Here is a 24,238-nt window from a genome sequence, read left to right on the forward strand (position 1 = left end):
TGATCTTCGTGGTGAGTAATTCTTATTCGATGGAGACAAGCCTATGATTAGACCAAGCGATCTTACATGGGATGAAGTTGTCCGGGTCGGACCGGGGACCCTCGGCGGCAATTATTTGCGCGCGTTTTGGTGGCCGGTGGCGTTGGCGGACGAAGTCAAAGACATTCCGGTGCCGGTGAAAATTCTTGGCGAGGAACTGGTTTTGTTCCGCGACCTGGGCGGCCAGCTCAATTTGCTTGGCGTGTATTGCGCGCATCGGCGCGCGTCGTTGGAGTACGGGCTCATTCAAGAAAACGGCATTCGCTGCGCCTATCACGGCTGGTGCTACGACCGGCGCGGGGCGATTGTCGATCGGCCGGCGGAGCCGATCAAGACCGCGCCGAATATTCACCATCCCTGGTATCCGGCGCGCGAGTTGGGCGGCTTTGTTTTTGCCTATCTGGGTAAAGACAAAGAGAGTCCGCCGCCGCTGCCGCGCTACGATGTGCTGGTGCAAGATGGTCACCGTGTGTGTGAGCGCGGCGATCCGGATGGCGGCAAGGCGTATAATTGCAATTGGCTGCAGGGCGTCGAGAATACTACGGATACGACGCACCTGACCTATTTGCACGGTATTTACAAAAACTGCCCGTCGTTCAAGCCGGTGGAAGGCGAGTACGGCGTCAAACTCTATATTCTCGAACCGCGCGCGCGGCCGGGACATGTGGCGATCCGCAAGCGCTGCACGGTGCTGCCGACGATCAATCGCAAATCGCGCGAGCTGTATAAGAACGATCCGAACAAAATGCCGGTGACGCTGCAGCAGGCAATCTGGGTGATTCCCATCGACGATACGCATTGCGAAGAGATGCGCATGACGGTGTATCCCGAGAAACCGCCGGACAAGCGCTACCACGGTGAGTACATCGACAAAACCAAGCAGCGTGAACGCAAACCCTACGACCGGCGCGCTTATGGCGAGGTCCGCGGCATCGTGCCTTTGGAGGACAAAGCGATGGTCGAAAGCCAGGGCGCCATCGTCGATCGGACATTGGAACACCCCGGCTTCGGCGACCGGGCGATTCTTGTGCTGCGTAAGATGTTGCGCGATGGCATCGCTGCCGTTGCCAACGGCGAGATGCCCAAAGGCGTGTTGCGAGAAGATATGTCGCTGGTCGATCTCGACATCGGCATCGAGCAGTATCCGATCGACAACGTTCCCGTAGATCGCCAAGAGCTGCTCGCTGAACTGCAGAAGCAGGCGGAGCAAATATGACGCGGTTGCATTCGGCGGCGGCGTTGGAGCGTTTAGGTTTTATCGGGCTTGGCAATATGGGCGGCGCGATTGCGCTCCGGCTCCTGCGCGCTGGTTACCCGTTGACCGTGCTCGATTTGGAAGATGCGAGGATGGCGCCGCTTATCAAAGCCGGCGCGGCCAGCGCGGCTACCCCGGCGAAGGTTGCCGAGCGTTCGACCATTGTCATCGCTTCGCTGCAACCGGAGTCGGTGGAAGAGGTGGCCTGCGGCAGAAACGGGCTGGTGGCGGCGCGGCAGGCGGATTTTTGTTTCGTCGACTTGAGCAGCACGTCGCAGGAGCTGGCGATCAAAGTCTCCGGCGCGCTGCGCGAGCTCGGCATCGAGATGCTCGATGCGCCGGTGAGCGGCGCCGACATCGGCGCGACCAACGGCAACCTGACGCTCTTTGTCGGCGGCAGCTATCCGGCGTATCAACGCTGTCTGCCGGTCTTGCAGCAGATCGGCCAGATGGTGACCTACCTCGGCCCCAACGGCAATGGCCAGGTGGGCAAGAAAATCAACCAGATGATGCAGGCGATGTCCGAGCTGGCGATCTACGAAGGCATGCTGCTGGCGCAGAAAAAGGGGCTGCCACTGCAGATGTTCGCGCGGGCGGCGTCGGCCGGCTGCGCGCAGACCTGGCGCTTGGACGAGCTGGTCGACGGCGTGTTCAATCACGGCGAAAGCAAACACCGGTTTCGGCTGCGCCCTGGCCGCACGGGCAATGCCCTCAAGATGGCCGAGCAGCTCGGCATCAAGCTGCCAGGCACGGAAGCGGCGCATCAGGTGTTTTTACGGCATAACTGGGAGATAGTGATTGACTTCGATGAGGACAAAGTTCCGGAGTAGGGGATCTATGCGCCTAGCCGGATTCATAGCTGTGTTGGTGGCGCTGGTGCTTGGGTTCTCGCCGAGCCGAGTTGCGGCAGCAGAAAGCGCGGGCTGGGAAGCCGAGTGGAACCGCGTTCTCAAGGCTGCCGAGCAGGAAGGCCAGGTGAACCTCTACAGCCTGTCAGAGATCGGCGAGGCGATCGCCAACTCGGGGTTTGCCAAGAAATTCCCCAAAATCAAAATCAACGTCGTCGGCGCGCGCGGCGGCGAGCATATTTCGCGCATCATGGCCGAGCGGCGCGCTGGCAAGTTTCTCGTCGACCTCGGCAACCTCGGCAACACGTCGCCCCATACGCTCTATCAAAGCAAAGTCCTCGACCCGATCGCATCGGCCTATATTCTTCCCGAGGTCAAAGATGAATCGAAGTGGTGGCAGGGCAAGCAGCAGTTCATCGATCCCGACGGGAAATATATTCTCGTTTACGTCGGCGCGCCGCTGTTTTTGGTCGGTTACAATACCAAGCTTGTCGAGCCGAAAAGCTTCAAGTCGTATTGGGATTTGCTCGAGCCCAAATGGAAGGGCAAGATCGTTGCCTTCGATCCCAAGGCCGGCGGCTTCGCGGCGACGCGGGATCGGTTTTTCTATCACAACGCGGAATTGGGGCCGCAATTCTTGCGGCGTTTGTTTAGCGAGACCAGCTTGACGTTATACGCGCGCTACCCGCAGGGCGAAGATTGGCTGGCGGCGGGAAAGTACTCGCTTTGCTTGTGCCGCCATCAATCGATCAGCGAGGCCAAGGCCCAAGGCTTGCCGGTGGATTTGATGGAGCCGACGCAATTCAAAGAAGGGGTCGGCATCGAGAGCCGGGCTAAAACGTTGGTGCTGATGAACCAAGCGCCGCATCCGAACGCGGCGAAGGTTTTTCTCAATTGGTTTCTATCGCGCGAGGGACAGAGCGATTTTCAGAAAACCGCGGCGAAGTTCATCGACGCCGGCGCCGAAGCGTCGCTGCGCCAAGATATTTCCAAGGATGATATTCCGCCGCGCAATCGGTTGAACCCGGGCGTGAAATATCTGCCGCAGTGGAACCCGGATTATTTCGATATGAAACCGATCAGTAAAGTGATCAGCGAAGCGCTGGCCGAGAAGAAATAGGATTCGGAGTTGTCTCGCGCAAAGGCGCAAAGGACGCAAAGATCGGAAAGGGATTACTTACCACGAAGGACACGAAGGAAAGAAAAAGTAGAGCTATTTTTTTTCCGAACCTTCGTGTCCTTCGCGATCTGCGTGGTGAAAATTGAATTCTAGAGGAACATCATGCTCAGCCAAGAAGAAAACAATCTGCTCACACAAGTCAGCCGCGGCACACCGATGGGCGAGTTGTGGCGGCGCTATTGGCTGCCGATTGCCGCGGCGTCGGAGTTGATTGACAAACCGACCAAAAAAATTCGTTTGCTCGGTGAAGACTTGGTGCTCTACCGCGACAAGCAGGGGCGGCCGGGTTTGATCGGGCCGCAGTGCGCGCATCGGCGCATGTCGATGCTCTTGGGAATTCCCGACAACGACGGTTTGCGCTGCCCCTATCACGGCTGGCTTTATGGCAAAGACGGCAGGTGTTTGGAGCAGCCCTATGAAACCGCGGAAGACCCCAACAGCACGTTCAAGGATCGCATTCGCATGCCGGCCTATCCCGTGCAGGAACTGGGCGGGCTGATCTTTGCCTACCTCGGCCCCGAGCCGGCGCCGCTGATACCGCGCTGGGAACTATTCGTGCGTGACGGCGTGCTGCGCGACATCGGCGCCGCGGTGATCCCGTGCAATTGGCTGCAGATCATGGAGAACTCCCTCGACCCGGTGCACGTCGAGTGGCTGCATCAGCATTTTTTCAACTACGTGCAGGAACGGCTGGGGCGCACGGAATTCAAAGGCAAACCGGTGAGCCATAAGAAAATTAATTTTCGTGAGTTCGAACACGGCATCGTCAAAACCCGCATGCTCGAAGGCCAGACCGAAGAGAGCGAAGACTGGCAAGTCGGCCATCCGGTTTTGTTTCCCAATATCCTTTTGAGCGGCAGCACGCAGCGGCCGACGTTTCAAATTCGTGTGCCCTTGGATGATTCCCACACGCTGCATCTCTGGTACACCTGCTACGCGCGGCCCGACGCCAAGCCGCAGGACGTGATTCCTTTCTACCAAGTGCCGGTGCCGGGCGTCGACGCCAACGGCGAGCCCGACTGGTCGCTGCTCGACAACAACAGCGGCGAAGACATCATCGCCTGGGTGACGCAGGGCGGCGTGGCGGACCGCACGCAAGAGGCGCTTGGGCTGTCGGACAAGGGGATTATTCTATATCGCAAGCAGCTGAAAGAGCAGATGGAGAAAGTTCGCGCCGGGCAAGATCCGATGAATGTGTTCCGCGACCCGGCAAAGAATCAATTGCTCAAATTGCGCTTGGAAGACGCCAAGCTCAACAGGGGCAGTTTTCGCGGCGGTGGGCCGACGCGACAGGGTGGGGCGACGAAGTATAGTCCGGTGCTTAACTCGGAGGAGTAACCCCTCGGTACCCCGGCTATGAATATCAGAATCGGCCTAGTGGGCCTTGGCACCGGGGGGCGCTCGCTGCCGCTGGCGATTCGCAAGACGAGTGGCTTCGATTTCGTCGCCGGCGCCGATCTGCGCGAGAAAGCGCGGGCGCAGTACGCCGCCGAGTTCGGCGTGCAAACCTTCGACAGCGTCGAGGCGATGTGCGCGATGAAAGACTTGGACGCGGTCTATGTCGCCACACCCAATCCGTTTCACGCGCCGCACGCGATGGCCGCGATGGAGCGCGGCAAGCATGTGATGGTCGAAAAGCCGATGGCGCTAACCCTGGAAGACTGCGATCGTATGATCGCTGCAGCGGAAAAAAATCGCGTCAAGCTGATGGTCGCCCACACGCGCAGCTTCAACGAGCCGATTCGCAAGATGCGCGAGATCATCAGCAGCGGCCGGTTGGGGCGCGTGACACAAGTGCACACGCTGCGCTATTCGCCCTGGCTCTTGCGGCCGCGCGAGCCGGTGGAGATCGATACTACGCTGGGCGGCGGTGTGTGCTACCGCCAGGCGCCGCACCAGGTCGACATTGCCCGCCTGTTGGCCGGCGGCGTGGCCCGGAGCGTGCGCGCGATGGCCGGCCGATGGTCGCCAGAGAATGCCACGGAAGGGAATTATTCGGCATTGATCGAGTTTGCCGGCGGTGTGGCCGCGACCTTGATCTACGATGGCTACGGCTATTTTGACGATCGTGAGTTAATCGAAGGCGATGTTTTTGGCGGCCGCGAGGCCGTCACCGCCGGGCAGCGGCTCCGCAAAGCACGCGCCGAAGGCAATCTCGACAAGGACACCAGCCGCTCGGGTGTGGCGTTCGATATCGAGCGCGGCGACGCTCCGGCCGAGCGCCGGCCGCGCCAGCCGTTTTTCGGTCTCACGCTGGTCAGCTGTGAGCGCGGCGCGCTCAGGCAGTCGTCAAAAGGGGTGTTTGTCTACGATGAAAAGGGCCGCAGCGAAGAGCTCTGCAGCGAATGGCAAGGGCCGTTGCGGGTTGAGCTGGGCGATTTCTACAAAGCCGTAAGAGAAGACAAGCCCATGCCCCATGACGGCCATTGGGGTAAGGCGACCCTGGAAGTCTGTCTGGCGATCTTGCGGTCGAGTCGCGACGGCAGCGAACATAAGTTGGCGTGGCAAGTGGCGAGCCGGTACTAGCAGGCAGCCAAAAAAATTCATCGGAGCCCTTCGACTAAGCTCAGGGCGGACGGTTCGGAAGTTGAAATCGTTGGAGAGAATCCGTTTCCGGTTAGACCTGTCGAACCATTCACCGCTTAATCTTTGGAGGCTGCTGTTAGAACGCGACGGCCCTGGGGCTTTCCTCTTGCACTCCCCGCCGACAAAGGATAAAAACTCGCTGGCATTGGAATAATGAAGACCATGGCGAAGACCGAGACCGCGAACATAGAGGTCGCCCCCCGCTCCTGGTTCCCGCCACTCGATGGTGGCACGGCGATCATGACTGTGCTGATCGCCTTCATGGGGTTTTATGTCCTCTACCCCTTGACGCTGATCGTTATCAATAGTTTCAATACGGCAACCATCGCCGAGCCAGAAGTCTACGGCCTCGATGCCTGGCGCAAGGCGTTCGCCGAGCCAGGTATTTGGCGCTCGCTCTGGAACAGCGTCAAGATCGGCATTGTTTTGCAGCTGATCGCGCTGCCCTCCGGTATTTTCATCTCCTGGTTGCTGGCGCGAACCAATATTTACGGCGCCAACTTGTTCGAGTTCGGTTTCTGGATATCGTTTATTCTGCCCAATTTGGCGACGACCTTCGGCTGGATGCTGCTGCTCGATCCGAGCACAGGGCTGGTCAATAGCTGGCTGCGGCCGCTGGGAATCAACTTCGACATTTACTCCTTTTCCGGCATCATCTGGGCCCACCTGATGGCCAATGGGATTTCCACCAAGGTCATGCTGATGACGCCGGCGTTCCGGCGCATGGACGCGTCGATGGAAGAGGCGAGCCGGATGTCGGGAGCGAGTCCGTTTACCACGCTGTTGCGCATTACCATCCCCGCCATGACCCCAGTTATTATCGTGGTCTTTCTGCTCAGCGTCATTCGTATCTTCAGCAGCTTCGAGACTGAGCTCCTGCTCGGCGTGCCCTGGGGCTTTTACGTTTACGCCACCAAGATTGTCGATCTGGCGCGCCAGGAACCGCCGCTGGTCAATCAAGCGGCGGCGCTGGGCAGCGTGATTCTGATTTTCTTGATCGCCTTCATTCCGATTCAGCGCAGGCTTATCGCGCGCCGCCAGTTCACGACCGTGACCGGCCAGTTCAAACCCAAGATCATCGAGCTCGGCATCTGGCGTTGGCCGGCGACGATCTTGGTCGGTTTCATCGTCTTCCTGCTCGATGTCGTGCCGATCTTGAGCGTCTTTGGCGGCAGCTTCATGACCCGCTTTGGCTTTTTTAATCTGCCGAAAACTTGGACGATCGAATATTGGAAAATGGCGCTGTCTGATCCGCGCATCCTGCAGGGGTTGCAGAACACTTTGATCATCGCTTTCAGCGCGGCCATTGTCGGCGCGCTTTTCTTCTCGCTGGTTGGCTATATTCTCGTGCGCACCAAATATCCGGGCCGCGGCATTCTCGATTCGATCTGCTGGCTGCCCTCGGCAATTCCCGGCGTGCTTTCCGGTCTGGGTCTACTGTGGATGTTTCTCGGCACGCCGTTCTTCCGGCCGTTCTATGGGACGCTGTTTTTGCTCGTCATTGCTTCGGTGTTGGGCGGCATCACGCTGTCGACGCAAATACTCAAGGCTAACTTTGTGCAATTGGGCAACGAGCTCGAAGAGGCCTCACGCATGTCAGGCGCCGGATTCTGGCGCACTTATTTCAAAGTCGTCTTCCCATTGATGGCGCAGACGATGGTGTTAGTCGCAGTGCTGAAGTTCATGTTCGCGGCGCAGCAAACGTCGAGCATTATCTTGCTAGCCACCTCCGAGACGCGCACGCTGTCGCTGCTGGCGCTGGACCAGGTGGCCGCCGGCTATCGCGAAGTCGCCAGCATTACGGTTATTTTCATCATGCTGCTCACCCTTGGCGTCGCGCTAGTGGCCCGGTCGTTTGGTCTCAAAGTCGGCATCCGCGCCGATTGATCAAAGTTCAAGACAGGAAGTTGCATAGTGAGTTTTCTACGGATTCAAAACCTCTATAAAACCTTCGGCCAAGTGGCTGCGGTCAACCGCATCAATCTCGATATTGCCGAGGGGGAATTCTTCACACTTCTGGGTTCCAGCGGTTGCGGCAAGACGACGACGCTGCGCATGGTCGGCGGTTTGGAAAAGCCGGACAGCGGCGAGATCCATCTCGGCGACCAATGCTTGGCAGCGCCCGGCAAGAACCTGTTTATCAAACCGGAAAAGCGCAACATGGGTATGGTGTTTCAATCCTATGCGCTTTGGCCGCATATGACCGTTTTCGAGAACGTTGCCTATCCGCTAAAGCTGCGCGGCATCAAAGGCGCTGACGCGGCGAAGAAAGTCTCTGAAGTTTTGGGTTTGGTGGGACTCTCCGGATTGGAAGAGCGCCCCGCGCCGGCGCTCTCTGGCGGCCAGCAGCAGCGCGTCGCGTTGGCGCGCGCGTTGGTGTTCTCGCCCAAGGTGCTGTTGCTAGACGAACCGCTGAGCAACCTCGACGCGCAGCTGCGCGAAGAGATGCGCCGCGAGTTAAAATCGCTGCAGCAGCGGGTCCACATCACCGTCATCTTTGTTACCCACGATCAGATCGAAGCGCTAAGTCTGTCGGACCGCATCGCGATCATGAGGTTCGGCGTGCTCGAGCAGGTCGGCGCCCCTGAAGATGTTTACTTCCGGCCGGCGACGCCCTTTGTGCGCGACTTCTTGGGCAAGACATTTTTATTGCCGGGCAAAGTCAGCGCCCTTTCCGACAAACAGGTCAACGTCGAGGTTCAAGGCGTGGGCGCGGCTTCGCTGGCGGTGCCGCGCGCCAATGTGATCGGCTCGGCCAACGGTTTTCCCGCCGTCGGCCAGGGCGTCATGGTGGCGATTCGCCCTGAGCAGGTGGATCTCTCGGGGAATCGTCAAGAGGGCCGCGCCAACATGGTGGAAGCCGCCCTGCAAGGAGTGCAGTTCCTCGGCGACCGTTACGAATACGCCGTCAAACTCGGCACCGAGTCGCGCGTACTACTCTCGCCGGTTTCTCAAGGGCTCAGGGCCGGCGATAAAGTGTTGCTCGATCTGAAGCCGGAGGGCATGACCCTCTGGCCACGCGACGCGTAGCGTCGCGCCATTCAAGGGTTACCGTTCAAAGAGTGCAACGCTCTAAAACTTCCATCGAGCGGCTTTAATGTTACCGTTTTGTCGCCCAATCCTTCGCCGTGCGTTGAGCACCTTAGCGGCTGCGTTCCTATTGTTTCTGGTGACCCCCTGGGCCGAGGCGGCAGAAGCGAAAAGCGACGCCGAATGGGCACGCACGCTCGAAGCCGCCAAAAAGGAGGGCAAAGTCAGCGTCTTCCTCTATCAGCGGGAAAACATCGAAGCAGCGGTCAAAGCCTTCGAAAGGAAGTATCCCGAGATCCAAGTTGTTACGGCGGCGACCCCGGCTGCAGAAACCGGGCCGCGCTTGATGGCGGAACGGCGTGCCGGAAAGTTTCTCTGGGACATTTGCATTTGCGGCCCGACCACACCGTTTGCGGTGTTGTATCCAGCCAAAGCCCTCGATCCGATCAAACCGGGCTTGCTGTTGCCCGAAGTGCTCGACCTATCAAAGTGGTGGGAAGGCAGACACCACTACATGGACCCGGAGGGCAATTACATTTTCGTCTTCCTGGGCAGCGTCGATATGCCCAATCTTTTTTACAACAAAAATCTTGTTGACCCGAAAGAATTCAAATCCTACTGGGACATGCTCAACCCCAAATGGCGCGGCAAAATCGTCTCACTCGATCCGCGCCAGCCGGGGCGGCAGCGCGTCGGCGGGCGGTTTATCTACAATATTCCCGAGCTGGGTGAGAAATTTTTGACTCGGCTATTCACCGAAATGGACGTTGCTTTGAGCCGCGACGACCGCCAGGCGCTCGACTGGCTGGCAGTCGGGAAGTACGCGCTCTGTCTCATGTGTGGCAATATCGAAGCGGCCACAGCGCAGGGTTTGCCGGTGGGCGAGTTCGACGTCTATCGCTGGAAGGAAACCCCGGGGATCTATTCCGGCAGCAACGGCACTGTAGCGCTGATGAACCAAGCGCCCCATCCGGCTGCGGCAAAAGTGTTTCTCAACTGGCTGTTGTCGCGCGAAGGGCAGCTGTCGTTTCAGAAAATCATGAACTCGCCGGATTTGCTGGTGGAATCGATGCGCACGGACATCGCGAAAGATATGATACCGGCGCATCAGCGTCGCGTCGCGGGAACCAAGTATATCATTATGGATACTGCCGAGCGCAGCAACCAGGAGCCGGTGAATAAGCTGCTGAAAGAGATTATTAAGAAATAGACTCGGACCAGAAGATTTAACCGCAAAAAAGCGCAAACGGCGCAAATGAAATTGGAATTGCAGGGGCGGGTTTGCCATCCGCCCTTTTTTAGCGTGAAGCAGAACATGCTGGTTTTCCTATTTGCCTTCATACTATCCCTTCTAGGCTTGAAGCCGATGCTCGGCGCCGCCGAGCCCTGGCAAGCCGAGTGGGATCGCGCACTCAAAGCCGCCGAGCAGGAAGGCGAGCTGACCTATTACACTCTCGGCGAAGTCGGTTTTGTCTCGGAGTTTGAAAAGAAATTTCCGCGCATTAGAGTCCGCGTCGTCCAGGGCAAGGGCAATGAGCTGCTGGCGCGCATGATGGCCGAGCGGCGCGCCGGTAAGTTTCTCGCCGACGTGGCGCGCATCGGAAATACTTCTCCTTACGCGCTCTACCAGGCCAAAGCTCTGCAGCCGATATCCACCGCGTTTATTCTTCCCGAAGTGAAAGACGAATCAAAATGGTGGTCGGGCAAGCATCAGTATATCGACAGCGAGGGCAAATATATTTTCGTGCCGGTGGGCAGTGTGTCGGTGAACATGGTGGCTTATAACACCGAGACTGTGGTGCCGGCGGAGTTGCATTCGTTCTGGGACCTTTTGCAGGAGAAGTGGCGCGCCAAGATCGTTGTCATCGATCCGCGCGCGACAGGCTATGGCCGCAGCGGTGCGCGCGCGGCTTATTCCCATGCTCAGCTCGGCGCGGACTTTCTCCGCCGCTTGTTTACTGAGCAGGTGGTGATGGTTTCACGTGATTATCGTCAGGCCATCGATTGGTTGGCGCAAAAAAGGTTTGCCATCATGCTATTTGGCAACGGCGATGATGTGCTGCAAGCGAGAGCGCAGGGGTTGCCGGTAAACGTCGTCGACACTGGCGTATGGAAGGAGGGCGGCATGTTGGAGCCGGGGGCTTTTACACTGGCCTGGGCCGACAAATCGCCGCACCCCAACGCCGCAAAAGTTTTTATCAATTGGCTCCTATCGCGCGAAGGTCAAATCGCCGTGCAGAAAGACGGCAGCGTCAACGATTCGCTGCGCATCGACATCCCCAAGACCGACGTGCGGCCCATGGCGCGGCGCAAAGATGGCGCGAAGTATATGGTCACTTGGAAAGAAGAGTGGATTGACGCCGAGCCAATGCAGCGTGTGGTCAATCAGGCGCTGGCGCGCAGCACACGAAAAAATTGAAAATTAAAAATTAAAATTGAAACTTCGGATGGCTATCTTCGATGCTCCAGCGTCGATGCGCGGTCCTTAACGCCAACGCTTGTCTCCATTCAACTGCTTGTTGTAAGAGAAGATTTGAAGCCGGAGAGAATCATGATCAGCAAGGAAGAAAACCAACGACTGACGCAGATCAAAGCCGGCACGCCGGTGGGCGACCTGCTGCGCCGCTATTGGTACCCGATTGCGGCGGTTTCCGAGTTGGCGCGCCATCCGACCAAGTTCGTTAAATTGCTCGGTGAAGAGTTGGTGTTGTTCAAGGAGCCCAACGGTAAACTCGGCTTGATCGATGCGTATTGCGCGCACCGGCGCGCAAACCTGGTTTACGGCATGCCCGAAGAAGGCGGCGTACGCTGTTCCTATCATGGTTGGAAATTCAATGGCGCGGGGCAGTGCGTCGAGCAGCCGTTAGAAGAAACGCTGAACAAATGTTTCAAAGAAAAAATTCAGCTTACCCATTACATCGCCGAAGAATTGGGCGGCTTGATCTTTGGTTATATTGGGCCGCAGCCGGCGCCGCTGGTGCCGCATTGGGACTTGCTCGTCGAAGAAAATTCCTGGCGCGAGGTGGGTTACACCTTGACCCGCTGCAACTGGCTGCAGGCGGCGGAAAACATTCTCGATCCGGTGCACGTCGAATGGCTGCACGGCGTGTTTCGCAACTATTCCGCCGAGCGCACCGGCCGCACGGATCGGATTCGCAAACGGGTTAAACATCTCAAAGTCGGTTTCGACCTGGGCGAGTTCGGCATTATCAAGCGACGCATCTTAGAAGGCGAAGATGAAGAGTCCGATGATTGGAAAAAGGGCCACTGGCTGATTTTCCCGTGCACGCAAAAGGGCCCGGACATGCTGCGCTTCCGCGTGCCGGTGGACGAAACCCACACGGCGCAGTGGTATTACTCGATTCATCCTCTAGAGAAAGGCGAGACGCAGACCGCCGACGAGATGCCGCTCTATCACATGCCATCGCCAGAGCTCGATTGGCACGGCCAGCCGCAGTTTCAATACCTCGACAACGATGTCGACCCGCAGGACAATGCGATCTTCATTTCGCAGGGCCCGGTGTACGACCGCACTAAGGAAATGCTTGGCGAGTCCGACCATGGCCTGGTGTTGTATAGGCATTTGATCGACAATCAAATTAAACTGATCGCTGCCGGCAAAGATCCGATCAACACGTTTCGCGATCCGGCGAAAAACCAGCGCATCGAGCTGGAGACCGAAAGCCGCGACAAATTTCTCACCGGCAGGCTGGGCGCGCGCGCACGCTACTCGCAGCGGTTTAAGCCGCTGGCGGATCCGGCAAAACCGCTACCTTGAGCCGTGGTGGCTTTGACCTGGCTTTTAGCTCCGGGCGGGCCGGCATGGAACGAGCCAAAAAGTCGCTAAAATTTAGGGCGATTGTGTTATTGTTTGGCTTTGATGGCGGTTAAGGGAGCGGTGTGACAGGCCGCGTGGCCCGCCCCGTTGCCATCGACCCTTTGAGCTTCTAGATTAAGCAGCGATGTTGTTCAACAGCACGGTTTTTCTGTTCCTGTTCCTACCGGTCACCTACCTCGTCTTCTGGGCCCTGCCGAACAAGAACCAGCGCTACCTCTGGTTGACCGTCACCAGCTATGTTTTCTACGGCTACTGGAACTGGTGGTACTGCTATCTGATGGCGTTCGCTACGGTGGTGAGCTACCTGACCGGTCTAGGTTTTCTCCGCTGGCAAAACAGTCCGCGCGCACGCCGGTTATTACTGATAGTGCCGATCGCGATTGAACTAGGACTGCTGGGCTATTTCAAATACACGGATTTCAGCATCCAGATGCTCAACGGCCTGTTGAGTTGGCAGGGGCTGGCGACGCTCCCCTTGCCACAGATTCTGCTGCCCATTGGCATTTCGTTTTACATTTTTCACACGATTACCTACATCGTCGATTGCTACCTTGAAGTGATCAAGCCGACGCGGAATTTTTTGGAATTTTCCTGCTACGTCTCGCTGTTTTCTCAGCTTGTGGCGGGGCCGATCGTGCGCTTTCGCGAACTGGAAAAAGACCTTGAGCGCATCGATCTGACGAGCCGGCGCGACTTTCTCGATCGCGGCTGGTCGTTCTTCACGATTGGGTTGATTCAGAAAGTGGTCATTGCCGATTCCATTGCCGCGGTCATCGATCCGGCCTTTCAGAACGTCTGGTCGCTGTCCACCGCGTCGGCGTGGTTGTGTATGCTCGGCTACACCTACCAGATCTATTTCGACTTTGCCGGCTACAGCAATATGGCAGTGGGTTTGGGCCTATTGTTCGGCCTGCATATTCCGCAGAATTTCAACTCACCTTATCGCGCGGTCAATCCCGCGGACTTTTGGCGGCGCTGGCACATGACGCTGTCGCGCTGTTTTCGCGACTATGTGTACTTGCCGATGATTGGACGGCGGCCAGCCGAGCGCCGTATCTATCTTGTAACGCTGGTGACGATGACCCTCTGCGGTTTGTGGCACGGGGCGAATTACACCTTCGTGCTCTGGGGCGCCTATCACGGTTTACTGCTGGTGATCTATACCCGATACGCCGCGTTCTGGGATGGCTGGGCGCCATGGCTGCAGCGCGCCGTCACGTTCTTCCTTGTGCTCTTCGGCCTAGTGCTGTTTCGCGCGCCGGACTACGCGACGGCAAAGGCGATCTTCGCCCGGCTTTTGCTGCCGTATGACGGCGCGCCTTTGATCGGTGCGGGAGTTTTGGTGGTCTTTTTAATCTTGGCCGGAGCGATCGCTCATTTCGGCCCCAATACATTTGAGATGCCGCATCAATGGCGGCCATTGGCGACAGCGAGTCTGTGCTTGTTGTTTGTGCTATCGCTGTTCCTGATTTATGGGGCAAAAAGCTCGCCTTTTCTCTACTTCCAATTTTGATATAGGTGAAAAGGCCATGGATAAGCTGCTGCAAACCTTCGCCACCGTGTTGAAAGTCGGAGCTGCGTCGCTCAACGATGACAGCTCTCCCGAGAACACGCCGAGCTGGGACAGCATGAATGCCGTGCGCCTGGTGACCGCCATCGAGGAAACCTTCGGCATTGAGCTGACGACCACCGAGATATTGCGCATGCGTACGATTGGCATGGCGCGCGATGTGCTGCGCCGAAAAGGCATACAAGTTTAGGCTTCATGGCGAACTCCAATGGCTGAGCTGTCGGCAAATATCATCGAAGCTGCCAAAGCGGCGGCAACGCCGCTTGAGGCGCGCATGTGCTGGGGCGAATGGGAACCAAACTTGCAAGCCAAACCACTAAGCCGGTAAAGATTGCACTCTGCGCTACTTTCACGACCGAGCCGATAGACCCCTATATCGGTGTCGAACTGTTGCGCCATGGCATCGCCGCGGCGCTGCGCCATTCGCCCTACAACTAGATTTATCCCGAACTGCTTTCTCCTGCGTCGACTCTGCGCGTGGAACCCGCCCCTGACGTCGTCGTCATTCTGTGGCGCATGGAGGAGCTCTTGTCTGAAGCGCTGAATTTGCTGATCAAAGACCCCGCCGGGGCGCGCGAAGCCGCCCAACTGGAGATCGGTCAGCTGCTCGGCGCTGTCAAAGTCTTCCTGCAAAACTCCAACGCCACGGTTATCGTCAATACCCCGCCGCGGCCCGATGTCCGTCCGTTAGGTTTGCTCGATGCTCGTGTCGAAGGCGGCATTGCGGCTCTGCACGCCGACGTGGTGGCTTATTGGCGCCGCGCTTTAGGCGATATGAGCCGCGTGCACCTGGTCGATGTCGACGGTGCGCAGCGCGATTTTGGCGCGCAACGCGCTGCCAGCCCGCGTATGTGGCTGCTGGCGAAAATTCCCTGGACCGAGCCATTTTCTCAGGAAGTCGGCAAACGGATTGCGCAGGTCGTTAAGTCGCTCAAGCAGCCGGCGAAGAAAGTGTTGGTGATGGACTGCGATAACACGCTGTGGGGTGGCGTGGTGGGGGAGGATGGGCCTTTGGGTGTGCAGGTGGGTGAGGATGCCCCGGGCAATGCCTACGTCGAATTACAGCGCTACGCGCTCAAGCTGCGTGAACGGGGCGTGCTGCTGGCGCTGGTGAGCAAGAACGATGAAGCCGACGTGTGGGAAGTGTTCGAGCGCAATCCTGGAATGATCCTGAAGCGCGAACACATTTCGGCTGCGCGCATCAACTGGCTAGCCAAGTCGCAGAATCTGCGCCAGATCGCGCAGGACTTAAATCTTGGCTCCGATAGTTTTGTGCTCATCGATGACAGCGCCGCCGAGTGTGCCGAGGTTGCCGCCAATGCTCCTGAAGTGGTGACGCTGCACTTGAATGGCGACGCTGCCTACTACGTGCAACTTCTTGACTCATCCGGCGCCTTCGATCAGTTGACCCTTACAAGCGAAGATTTGCAGCGCGCCGACATGTATGCGCAGGAGCGGCAACGTGAAATCTTGCGCATTGAAGTGAAGACGATGGAGGAATATTTGGCTGGGCTCGGACTGCGGGTCCGGGTGGCACCGGTGAGTGAAGAACAACTTGGTCGGGTCACCCAGTTAGTGAACAAGACCAACCAATTCAACATGACGACTAAACGCTACAGTGAAGCCGATGTGCGCAAGCTTTGGCAAGATCGGACTTGGCATCTCTACGCGTTGTCGGCAACCGACCGCTTCGGCGAATACGGGCTCACCGGTGTGGTCTTCTGCGTTGAGCGAGCCGAGGCCTGGGAGTTCGATACTTTAGTGTTGAGCTGCCGGGTGCTCGGCAGGGGAGTGGAAACGGCGCTGTTGGCGGTTTTACAGGCGCAGGCGCGCCAGCATGGCCAATACATTCTGCGCGGCCGCTTTATTCCTACCGCCAAGAATGGCATGGCGAAAAACTATTATCCGGACCATGGCTTTATCGAAGTCAATGGCGTATATACCCTGAGCGCCAATAAGCCTTTGCGTGTGCCAAGCCATATTGCCTTGGAAACAGAAAGTAGTGGAAGGGTAAGTATCGCAAAGGCTCCGAATAAGGCTGTGGCTGTGTAAGTTATGATTTGGTAATCTTTCTACAGGAGTGTCGCCGTTGGTGATTGGCATGATTGTTCGAACGAAATCTACATTGAAACTAGCAGCTGTGATTCTTGCATTCGTGGCCTGCGCAGCCCACGCTGAAGCCGCTACGTTGACGGTTAGTCCCACGACCGTCACAGGCGGTGCTACTGTGACCGCAAACTGGAACGCCATTGCGACCCCCGTCAGCACTGATTGGATCGGACTTCATACGCTTGGTGCTCCGGACTCGAGTTATTTGCATTGGGTTTATGTTAGTTGCTCGCGCACAGCGGGTAGTGCGGCCGCCAGCGGTTTCTGCCCCTTTGCATTGCCGAGCCCGTTGGCCCAGGGGAACTACGAGCTGCGGCTGTTTGGCGCCGGCAGTTATAATCGCCTAGCGACCAGCAACCCAATGACAGTCCCTGGGGCATCGTTGACCGCGAACCCTGCAGTGGTCGCTCCCGGGGCCGCTGTGATGGCGACCTGGAATGGGATCGCAACGCCGACGGGTGCCGATTGGATCGCGTTGTACGCAGTCGGTGAGGCTGATACCGCTTATTTAAACTGGCTCTATGTGAATTGCACGCGCAGCGCCGGCAGCGCGGCTGGCTCCGGGTCGTGTCCTGTGACCGTCCCTAGTTCCGTCGCCAACGGATCGTACGAACTACGCTTATTTGCCAGCAATAGTTATGGGCGATTGGCAGTCAGCAATTCCTTCACGGTGAGTCCGAACACCGGGCCGACGGTGAGCATCGGTGTCCCGACCCCGAGTGTCGCGGAAAACGCTGCACCCGGCGTGAAGGGCGTCATTAGGGTCAATCGCACTGGCTCAACCACAGCGGCCGTGACCGTGTTCTACAGCCGCGGCGGCAGCGCTACGAATGGCATCGACTACGTGGCGCTGCCGACCAGTATCACGATCCCCGCTGGATCGGCTTACGCCGATATTGAGGTCATACCACTCAACGATAGCAGCTCCGAAGGCGACGAAACGGTTGTTATCAGTTTGGCGAGCGACGCGTCCTATGCCTTAGGCACGCCTGCCGCCGGCACTGTGACCATCGTCGACGATGATCCGCCTTTGCCCGTAGTAACGATAACCGCGACAGACGCCATTGCGACCGAAGGCACGCCAGCTACCGACACCGGGGCTTTTACGGTGACGCGGACGGGGAGCACCGCGCAGCCCCTAACCGTCGATTTCGCGATCTCCGGAACCGCGTTCAAAGATACCGATTATACGCTTGGCACCGGCGCGAACACGAGTATTACCATACCAGCGACTTCGCTCACGGCGGTGATCACCGTGACACCCATCGATGACAACTTGGTGGAGCCCAATGAAACCGTCGCCATCACGCTGAGCCCGAAGGCCAACGTCTATACCCTCGGCGTGCAAACAGCGGCTACCGTCACCATAGTCGACAACGATGTTCCTGTGGGCCCGAGCATCGCTGCCAGCCCCGGCAGTGTGGGCCAGGGAGGCGTTGTGACGGCGACCTGGAGCGGCATTATTAGCCCGACGTCGCGCGACTGGATTGGCCTCTATTCCACCGCGGGTGGCGGTTATCTCGCATGGATTTACGTGAGCTGCACCCAGAGTGCCGGCAACCCCATGGCAGCAGGCTCGTGTCCCATGACGGTGCCGAGTTCGGCATCCCTCGGAAGCTACCAACTGCGGCTGTTTGCCAACAACAGCAATACGCTGCTCGCGACCAGCAATGCGTTCAACGTTATTGCGTTGCCCGTAGTCTCGATCACTGCGAGCGACGGCACCACCACCGAAGGAACGCCTTCGGATACCGGCGTGTTTACGGTGAGCCGCACTGGTAGCACGGCAGCAGCACTAACCGTGAGTTATACAATCGGCGGAACCGCCACCAACGGCGGCGACTACGACGGCCTATCGGGAAGCGTCATTATTCCGATCGGTGCGGTCTCGGTGCCAATTACCGTGGTGCCTCGCGAAGATAACCTCGTCGAAGGCAACGAGACGGTCATCATCACCTTGACGTCTAGTTCTGCCTACACCGTGGGTGCACCGGGAAGCGCCGCTGTGACGATCGTCGACAACGACGTGCCGCCGGCCCCGAGCCTTACGGTGAGCCCTGGCATCGCGTCCTCCGGGAGCTCGGTCATGGTCAGTTGGAGCGGTATCGTCAGTCCGAGCCACCGAGATTGGATGGGGCTTTATGCGGTCGGAGCGCCGGACGCGAATTATCTTAGCTGGATGTTTGTGAGCTGTAGCCAGAACGCCGGCAGTAGCGCCATCCCTTCCGGCGCCTGTGTTGCCGTCTTACCCGGAAATCTAGCCAACGGCCTTTATGGGTGGCGTTTGTTCGCCAACAGTGGCTACACTCGCCTGTCGACTAGCAACCAGATGCTGGTCACCCCACAAGCGACGAATATCGTGATTGTCGCTCCGGCACGCAATGTCCTAGCTGCTCCCAACGTGGCGACACTCAGCATCGCACGACAAGAATGCAACACGGCATTTTCAATTCCCTATATTCAAACGAGCAATTCACTTTCGGTGACTGCCATCTCGGGAACGCTGCCGAACGGCGGCGGAGTAAAATTTGTACTGAACGAAAACAGCGCCGGAGAGGTCGTTCAGTTTGCCATGGCGTCACCATACCGCGCGACTTTCGCCGGTTTGGCCAAGGGTGAATATCGAGTCGATGCCTATATTGTCGATTCAACGCAGAACGTTGTCGCGGGTGCTTTGAACCGCGATTTCCTGACGCAACTTGGCATTGGCGATATCTACGTTGCAATTGGTGACTCGATCACCGAGGGGTACGATGGGGTTGCCTACAACGTTGCGCCGTATACGAGCTGGCTGGCGGCGCCGATTGCCTCGATCGATCAGCGCAATTATCCTCAATGTGGCATAGCCAGCGGGGCCTACCGAGATCACTGGCAGGAAGCAAGCCACCATATTGCCCTCAACGATAGGCTCGAAGCTTTTTTTGACTCTCCTAACTTCATTCTCAACGAAGGTGTGGCAGGTATTAACGCGGGCAACTACTTGTCGCGCATGTTGAGCGCGCAGTGGCAAAACCGCATGAACGCGCTGCGGCCGAACAAGTGGCTCATCCATCTAGGCAGCAACGACCCCGGTGGCTCGGCAACCTTTCAGAACACCATGCAAAGTATCATCAATGTGTTGAAGAATACTTATGGGGCTACTGGTTCCGATATCGTCCTGGCGGTGCCGCAAAATAAGACCAATTGGCAGCCTTACATCAATAATCTCATCGCGGGCAACGGCCTGACAGCGGGCCCTGATTTCAATGCCTTTTATCTGAACCACCCGAGCTTGGTGAACGTCAATAATCCGGTGCACCCCAATCCTGCCGGCCATGCCGAGATGGCCCGCCTCTGGGCACCCTCTTTGATGGCGCCGGAGAACGTCGTCGCGCAGTCGGGGGGAACCGGTCAGGTGCAAGTCTCTTGGGATGACCTTAGGCTGCTCGAACCCACGATTGCCGGCTTCAGAGTGTTTTATGGATCCAGCCCGGCGGCGCTTACCAGCGTTGTTAACGTGGGTGCCGCCACTTCGACAGTTATCAATGTCGCTGGGGGAACTTACTACTTTTCAGTGCAGGCCTACGACAACGATGCGATCTTGGCGAACGTCACCGGCAAGTCGGTGCCGGTTAGTTTCCCCTAGTCAGTGAACCGGTCGACGCAGGTGACCCGGTGCCGACCGGTAGTTTATGACGGATCGCGGCCGCAATCTTGCTAGTTGTTGGAGGATTGGCCGGATTGTCCCGGCTATTATCGCGGTCGCGTTCATATTAGACGTCGCTCTGCGCTTTTTGCCGCTGGATCATTTTTCCTTCCGAGCTTGGGAAGCGATGCTGCGCTTTCGCGGCCTTTGTGGTCCATTCCGAAGCGACACTTCGTACGATCGCGAAAGCACCTACGGGGATCTTGCCGCGATGGCCAATCTGCCCGAGGCGAGACAATACCGCCGGGAAGTATTTACGACCGACAGCTTTGGCTATCGACAAAATCAGGTTAGCAAAAATCACGATCGACCTTATCGGATTTTGCTGCTTGGCGACTCAATGGGTGTCGGGAGCGGGGTCAGCGATCACCAGACCTTGACCGCTCAATTGGAGCGGCAACTCGACGTCGGCACCTACAATGCCGCCGCGCCAGATATTGCGTTTGTTCAAGCTAATCACATCGTGGCATTGGCGCGGCGACTGAAAATAACCGAAGGAACTGTGATGTTTCAGTATTTGGGGCGCGTGCCGTTGCCAACCCAGCAAGATGTTTCTGGCAATACCTTAGATACTTGCGGCCTTTGGCCGCGAGTTGCTTTGAGTTACTTTAGTGACTTCGTTAGGGTCTCACCCTTGGAAATTATCTCCCAACATACGCATAAACGGCTCCATAACGACGTCATTTTCCCCAATAGCTATAAAGACAACGTTGTGAAAAAAACTTTGACAAACGGCGAAAGGATGCTTTTTTACCCGCCGGATTTGAATGATTATCGCAGGCCCCGTGACTTGCAGGTTCACGGCGTTAAGCAGCTAGCGGAGAGATTAGCCAGCCACCGCCTTCGCTTGGTAGCAGTTCTGACGCCGGACAAATACACCGTCTATGAGCCGCTACTGAAGGACGCCGATCACCGTGGACGGACTGAAGGAAACTACTTGGACCGCGTCGAAGCGGCTTTGAGGGAGGCCGATATCCCCGTTATCAACCTGACGGGGTTTCTGCAGCAAAAAGCCCGGGAGCTCTACGCGCGCAATACCTACATCTACTGGCATGACGATGTCCACTGGAACGCCTTGGGCATCGAGATCGCCGCGCAGGAAATCGTCCGCCACAAGCTGATTCAGTGATGCGATGAGGCTGAGCGTTTCGCGCTCGCAGTGGTGACTGCAGGGTTAACGGTTGTCTCTGCCGTATCCCAACGAAAGTTTGGGATGCCGGGCACGCGCCAGGCGCAAAGCACGGTGACCAGCGTGACAAACAGGCCGCCAAAAACGGTGGTTTCACGCGCGCCGATCAATGGAATCAACAAGCCCGATTCGACCTGGCCGAGCGGGTGCAGGCCGCGGTTGCTCAGTTGAAACACGCCCATCACACGGCCGCGATATTGGTCCGGCGTAATCATTTGCATGATCGTGCCGCGCGATGCGCCCCAGACCGTGTCGGTCATGCCGACAAAGGCCATCAAGATGAGCGAAAGCATAAATGACGGCGATACGCCAAAGAGGGCAAAGAACAATCCGTATAGAATTGCCGAGATCAAGAGAATCTTGCCTTGATAGGGCTTTTGGCCGACGGCGAGATAAAGACTAGAGCCGACCACCGCGCCCAGTCCGCGCGCCGATTGCAGCAGGCCGAAGCCGTGGGCGCCGACTTTTAGAATATCGCTGGCAAAGATCGTCAGCATCGTGTGGTCCAGGCCGAAGACTGAAGCGAATCCTTCCATGACCGTGATGCCGAGGATAATTGGTTTCGACTTGATGTACGCAAAGCCCTCTTTGGTCTCGGCAAAAAAGTCGCGCTGACGCGACTCTTTGGGTTTGGCCGATAGGCGCAACGTTAGCAGCGTTGCGACGACCACCAAGTAGCTCGCGGCGTTGGCGTAAAAGGCGCCGGCGGTGCCCATCATGCTGATGGCGACGCCGCCAAGCGACGGGCCAATGAGCGCCGAGCCCTTCCACAAAAGTGAATTGAGGGCGACGGCATTGGGCAGCGCCGAGCGCGGCACGAGTGCTGGGAACAGGGCTTGACGCGCCGGCCCATCGAATGAACCGACGGCGGCGCTTAGAAACGTGAACGTGTAAATGTGCCAGGGTTGGATGCGGCCGATGTGATCGAGCAGGCCGATGCTGAGCGAAAGCAAGCCCAATAGGACTTGCGTCAAAAGCATCAGACGGCGGCGATCGTAGCGATCGGCAAACGTGCCGCTAATTAAGCCGAGGCCGATGGCGGGCACCGCGCGGAAGATGCCGTTTAAACCGAGCAAAACCGGTGAGCCGGTGAGCTGGTAGAGCAGCCAGCTCGTGCCGGTCATCTGCATCCAGGTGCCGATGTTGGAAATCAGTTGGCCCGACCAGAAGATGCGAAAGTCGCGATATTGCAGTGCCGCGAGGCGTCCACCGGTTGGCGGTTGGTGGTTGGGTTCGTCGGACATGCGGTCGCTGCGCGGGTGGATTGGGCGTTGCGAGGTTGCTAACCTCTGCCCTTGAAGATAGGCTTGCCTTCGCTGCGTTCGAGGTAGCGGACGAACTGATACTTGTTTTCAAGCAAATCAACATTGGTGCGCTGGATTTGCCGATGGCCGCGGCTCTCTTCGACTTTGGCGACGATAAGACGCAGGCCTGGTTCGTGGACGGCACCATGGGCTTCATGTTTAAACGCGGCAACGTCGCGCACTGTCACTGCGTGCTCTATGCCTGCGCCCTTTGCCATGCCAGCTAGATCGGTTCTACCTGCGGTGGCTGTGGGCTCGCTGATCTTGGTGCCGCTGTAGGCTTGATTGTCGAAAACGAACACCGCGAGATTGGCGGGATTCATATTGGCCACGGTGGGCAGATTGAACAGCGACAGGAGCAAACTGCCATCGGATTCGAGCACGATCACTTTCCTTTTTGGCAATGCCAGCGCGAGGCCAAGTCCGACCGAGAGGGCGTTGCCCATGGAGCCGAGCAGCAGGTTGCCGTCGTGCTTCGACAGGTGGCCCCATTCGACGCGTTGCCCGCTCAGCGAGGTGACGACCAGTTGATCGGTGATCAACGGCGCCAGCTGCTCTAAACATTCGTAGCGGTTCATGGCGCTAGTCTTTCGGCGTCTCGCCCATCTCTTTGAGAATCTCGCGCACCAGGCTCAGATCGAAGACGTCGTTCAGCGGCACATCGCGCTTCAAGTCGATGTTGAGCTTGGTGCTCTCGATGACTTTCTCCAGCGCGTCTCTGGGCGCGAGCAGGTTGCGCGCGAAGTTGCCGACGGTGGAAGCGTAGCTCTGCTCCGCAGTACTCTGCGACGTGCGGCTCCACTTCTGCAAAACATCAATGGCGCCCTTCTTGTCTTCGATGATGTAACGGTTGGCCTTGAGCAGGGCGCGCAGCACGCGCTTGACCTCGCCGCGGTTGTTTTTCAGCCGCTGCTCATGCAGCCCCAGGCCATTGACCGGGAACAGCAAAACATCGCTGGTGCGGACCAGGCTCTTGAAGCCGCGCGCTTGCGCGTGCAGGTCGGCGGGCGGCGAAACCACCGCCGCATCGACCAGACCCGATTCCAGTTGCGTCAAGCGGCCTGAGCTGCTGCCGGCCGCGACAAACTGCACGTCTTTACTCGGGTTCAGCTTGAAATGCTCGACAGTGAGCCGCGCCAGGATGTCGGTGGCCGAGCCGAATGAACTGATGGCGATCTTGCGGCCCTTCAGATCGGCAAAGCGGGTGATCTTTGGATGGGTCATGATCACGTGATTGGGGCGGTCGATCAATATCCCAGCGACTTTGACCGGCAAGCCGCGCAAATTCGCCGTCACCACCGATTGGAGAATGAGATTGTAGTCAATGTTCCCGCCGGCCAACGCCGCGATCGAAACGTTGGCGGTAATCTGCACCAGCTCGGCGTCGAGACCTTCTTCTTTAAAGAAACCTTTGAACTTGGCAACCCCGCCGCTGAGAAAAGACATGTCGGGGTTGGACACCGCGATGGTAATCTTTTGCGCGGAAGCTAAGCCGGGCAGCATCCCGGCTAAGGTGAGGGCCAGACAGATTTGTTTGATAGTTTTCATGCAACTAGTGATAGTGCTCCTTCGCTCAAAAATTTCCCGCGTATCCGAATTTCCCCT

17 protein-coding genes and 1 pseudogene are annotated in these 24,238 nt (G+C 57.8%); 15 read left to right on the plus strand and 3 right to left on the minus strand.

All coding sequences use genetic code 11. The features are described 5' to 3' along the window. Window positions 1–43: 43 nt before the first annotated feature. From FJ145_08285 to FJ145_08355, 15 genes and pseudogenes are all read left to right on the plus strand, one after another. Window positions 44–1,255 (plus strand): Rieske 2Fe-2S domain-containing protein, encoded by a 1,212-nt coding sequence (locus tag FJ145_08285; GenBank protein MBM4261415.1) that lies wholly within the window; start codon window positions 44–46, stop codon window positions 1,253–1,255. Then, complete coding sequence (locus tag FJ145_08290; protein MBM4261416.1) at window positions 1,252–2,124, plus strand: NAD(P)-dependent oxidoreductase; 873 nt, start codon at window positions 1,252–1,254, stop codon at window positions 2,122–2,124. The genes FJ145_08285 and FJ145_08290 overlap by 4 nt, the downstream gene beginning before the upstream one ends. Further along, window positions 2,102–3,262: an extracellular solute-binding protein gene (locus FJ145_08295; GenBank protein ID MBM4261417.1), complete on the plus strand. Its 1,161-nt coding sequence runs from the start codon at window positions 2,102–2,104 to the stop codon at window positions 3,260–3,262. Before FJ145_08290 ends, FJ145_08295 begins: the two co-directional genes overlap by 23 nt. Before the next feature lie 162 nt (window positions 3,263–3,424). Next, window positions 3,425–4,660, plus strand: a complete 1,236-nt coding sequence (locus FJ145_08300) for an aromatic ring-hydroxylating dioxygenase subunit alpha (GenBank protein ID MBM4261418.1) — start codon at window positions 3,425–3,427, stop codon at window positions 4,658–4,660. Between the two features lie 18 nt (window positions 4,661–4,678). Continuing rightward, on the plus strand, window positions 4,679–5,848 hold the full coding sequence (locus FJ145_08305) for a Gfo/Idh/MocA family oxidoreductase (GenBank protein MBM4261419.1): 1,170 nt from the start codon (window positions 4,679–4,681) through the stop codon (window positions 5,846–5,848). A gap of 213 nt (window positions 5,849–6,061) precedes the next feature. Beyond that, entirely contained in the window at window positions 6,062–7,795 is a 1,734-nt protein-coding gene (locus tag FJ145_08310; GenBank protein MBM4261420.1) for an iron ABC transporter permease, read from the plus strand. 27 nt (window positions 7,796–7,822) lie between these two features. After that, window positions 7,823–8,545, plus strand: a pseudogene (locus FJ145_08315) (ABC transporter ATP-binding protein). A gap of 460 nt (window positions 8,546–9,005) precedes the next feature. Then, the gene (locus tag FJ145_08320; protein ID MBM4261421.1) at window positions 9,006–10,148 is read left to right on the plus strand and encodes an extracellular solute-binding protein; all 1,143 of its coding nucleotides are present in this window, start codon (window positions 9,006–9,008) and stop codon (window positions 10,146–10,148) included. Window positions 10,149–10,193: 45 nt separating this feature from the next. Beyond that, a complete protein-coding gene (locus FJ145_08325; GenBank protein ID MBM4261422.1) occupies window positions 10,194–11,357 on the plus strand; it encodes an extracellular solute-binding protein in 1,164 nt (387 codons plus the stop codon). Between the two features lie 132 nt (window positions 11,358–11,489). Then, on the plus strand, window positions 11,490–12,716 hold the full coding sequence (locus tag FJ145_08330) for a Rieske 2Fe-2S domain-containing protein (protein MBM4261423.1): 1,227 nt from the start codon (window positions 11,490–11,492) through the stop codon (window positions 12,714–12,716). Window positions 12,717–12,900: 184 nt separating this feature from the next. Continuing rightward, window positions 12,901–14,289, plus strand: coding sequence for an MBOAT family protein (locus tag FJ145_08335; protein ID MBM4261424.1), 1,389 nt, complete (start codon window positions 12,901–12,903; stop codon window positions 14,287–14,289). Continuing rightward, entirely contained in the window at window positions 14,249–14,536 is a 288-nt protein-coding gene (locus FJ145_08340) for an acyl carrier protein (GenBank protein ID MBM4261425.1), read from the plus strand. Before FJ145_08335 ends, FJ145_08340 begins: the two co-directional genes overlap by 41 nt. A 287-nt stretch (window positions 14,537–14,823) precedes the next feature. After that, complete coding sequence (locus FJ145_08345) at window positions 14,824–16,398, plus strand: HAD-IIIC family phosphatase (protein ID MBM4261426.1); 1,575 nt, start codon at window positions 14,824–14,826, stop codon at window positions 16,396–16,398. 37 nt (window positions 16,399–16,435) lie between these two features. Continuing rightward, window positions 16,436–20,080: a hypothetical protein gene (locus FJ145_08350; protein MBM4261427.1), complete on the plus strand. Its 3,645-nt coding sequence runs from the start codon at window positions 16,436–16,438 to the stop codon at window positions 20,078–20,080. A gap of 46 nt (window positions 20,081–20,126) precedes the next feature. Beyond that, complete coding sequence (locus FJ145_08355; protein ID MBM4261428.1) at window positions 20,127–21,269, plus strand: hypothetical protein; 1,143 nt, start codon at window positions 20,127–20,129, stop codon at window positions 21,267–21,269. Here FJ145_08355 and FJ145_08360 read toward each other — a convergent pair. The 3 genes from FJ145_08360 to FJ145_08370 are packed head-to-tail and all read right to left on the minus strand — an operon-like array spanning window position 21,263 to window position 24,181. After that, window positions 21,263–22,573 carry an MFS transporter gene (locus FJ145_08360; protein MBM4261429.1) on the minus strand — a complete coding sequence of 437 codons (1,311 nt, stop codon included), beginning with the start codon at window positions 22,571–22,573 and terminating at the stop codon, window positions 21,263–21,265. The two genes, FJ145_08355 and FJ145_08360, sit on opposite strands and share 7 nt — an antisense overlap. Window positions 22,574–22,611: 38 nt before the next feature. Further along, complete coding sequence (locus FJ145_08365; GenBank protein MBM4261430.1) at window positions 22,612–23,211, minus strand: thiamine pyrophosphate-binding protein; 600 nt, start codon at window positions 23,209–23,211, stop codon at window positions 22,612–22,614. 4 nt (window positions 23,212–23,215) lie between these two features. Beyond that, entirely contained in the window at window positions 23,216–24,181 is a 966-nt protein-coding gene (locus tag FJ145_08370; protein ID MBM4261431.1) for an ABC transporter substrate-binding protein, read from the minus strand. Window positions 24,182–24,238 lie beyond the last annotated feature (57 nt).

The sequence above is a fragment of the Deltaproteobacteria bacterium genome (assembly GCA_016874755.1).
In the GTDB taxonomy this organism is placed as follows: domain Bacteria; phylum Desulfobacterota; class Binatia; order UBA9968; family UBA9968; genus DP-20.

Coding starts and splice junctions, on each gene's coding strand:
- FJ145_08285 (MBM4261415.1), top strand. CDS start 44: ATGATTAGACCAAGCGATCTTACATGGGATGAAGTTGTCCGGGTCGGA.
- FJ145_08310 (MBM4261420.1), top strand. CDS start 6,062: ATGAAGACCATGGCGAAGACCGAGACCGCGAACATAGAGGTCGCCCCC.
- FJ145_08320 (MBM4261421.1), top strand. CDS start 9,006: ATGTTACCGTTTTGTCGCCCAATCCTTCGCCGTGCGTTGAGCACCTTA.
- FJ145_08295 (MBM4261417.1), top strand. CDS start 2,102: ATGAGGACAAAGTTCCGGAGTAGGGGATCTATGCGCCTAGCCGGATTC.
- FJ145_08325 (MBM4261422.1), top strand. CDS start 10,194: ATGAAATTGGAATTGCAGGGGCGGGTTTGCCATCCGCCCTTTTTTAGC.
- FJ145_08300 (MBM4261418.1), top strand. CDS start 3,425: ATGCTCAGCCAAGAAGAAAACAATCTGCTCACACAAGTCAGCCGCGGC.
- FJ145_08290 (MBM4261416.1), top strand. CDS start 1,252: ATGACGCGGTTGCATTCGGCGGCGGCGTTGGAGCGTTTAGGTTTTATC.
- FJ145_08340 (MBM4261425.1), top strand. CDS start 14,249: ATGGGGCAAAAAGCTCGCCTTTTCTCTACTTCCAATTTTGATATAGGT.
- FJ145_08330 (MBM4261423.1), top strand. CDS start 11,490: ATGATCAGCAAGGAAGAAAACCAACGACTGACGCAGATCAAAGCCGGC.
- FJ145_08365 (MBM4261430.1), bottom strand. CDS start 23,211: ATGAACCGCTACGAATGTTTAGAGCAGCTGGCGCCGTTGATCACCGAT.
- FJ145_08335 (MBM4261424.1), top strand. CDS start 12,901: ATGTTGTTCAACAGCACGGTTTTTCTGTTCCTGTTCCTACCGGTCACC.
- FJ145_08360 (MBM4261429.1), bottom strand. CDS start 22,573: ATGTCCGACGAACCCAACCACCAACCGCCAACCGGTGGACGCCTCGCG.
- FJ145_08370 (MBM4261431.1), bottom strand. CDS start 24,181: ATGAAAACTATCAAACAAATCTGTCTGGCCCTCACCTTAGCCGGGATG.
- FJ145_08355 (MBM4261428.1), top strand. CDS start 20,127: ATGACGGATCGCGGCCGCAATCTTGCTAGTTGTTGGAGGATTGGCCGG.
- FJ145_08305 (MBM4261419.1), top strand. CDS start 4,679: ATGAATATCAGAATCGGCCTAGTGGGCCTTGGCACCGGGGGGCGCTCG.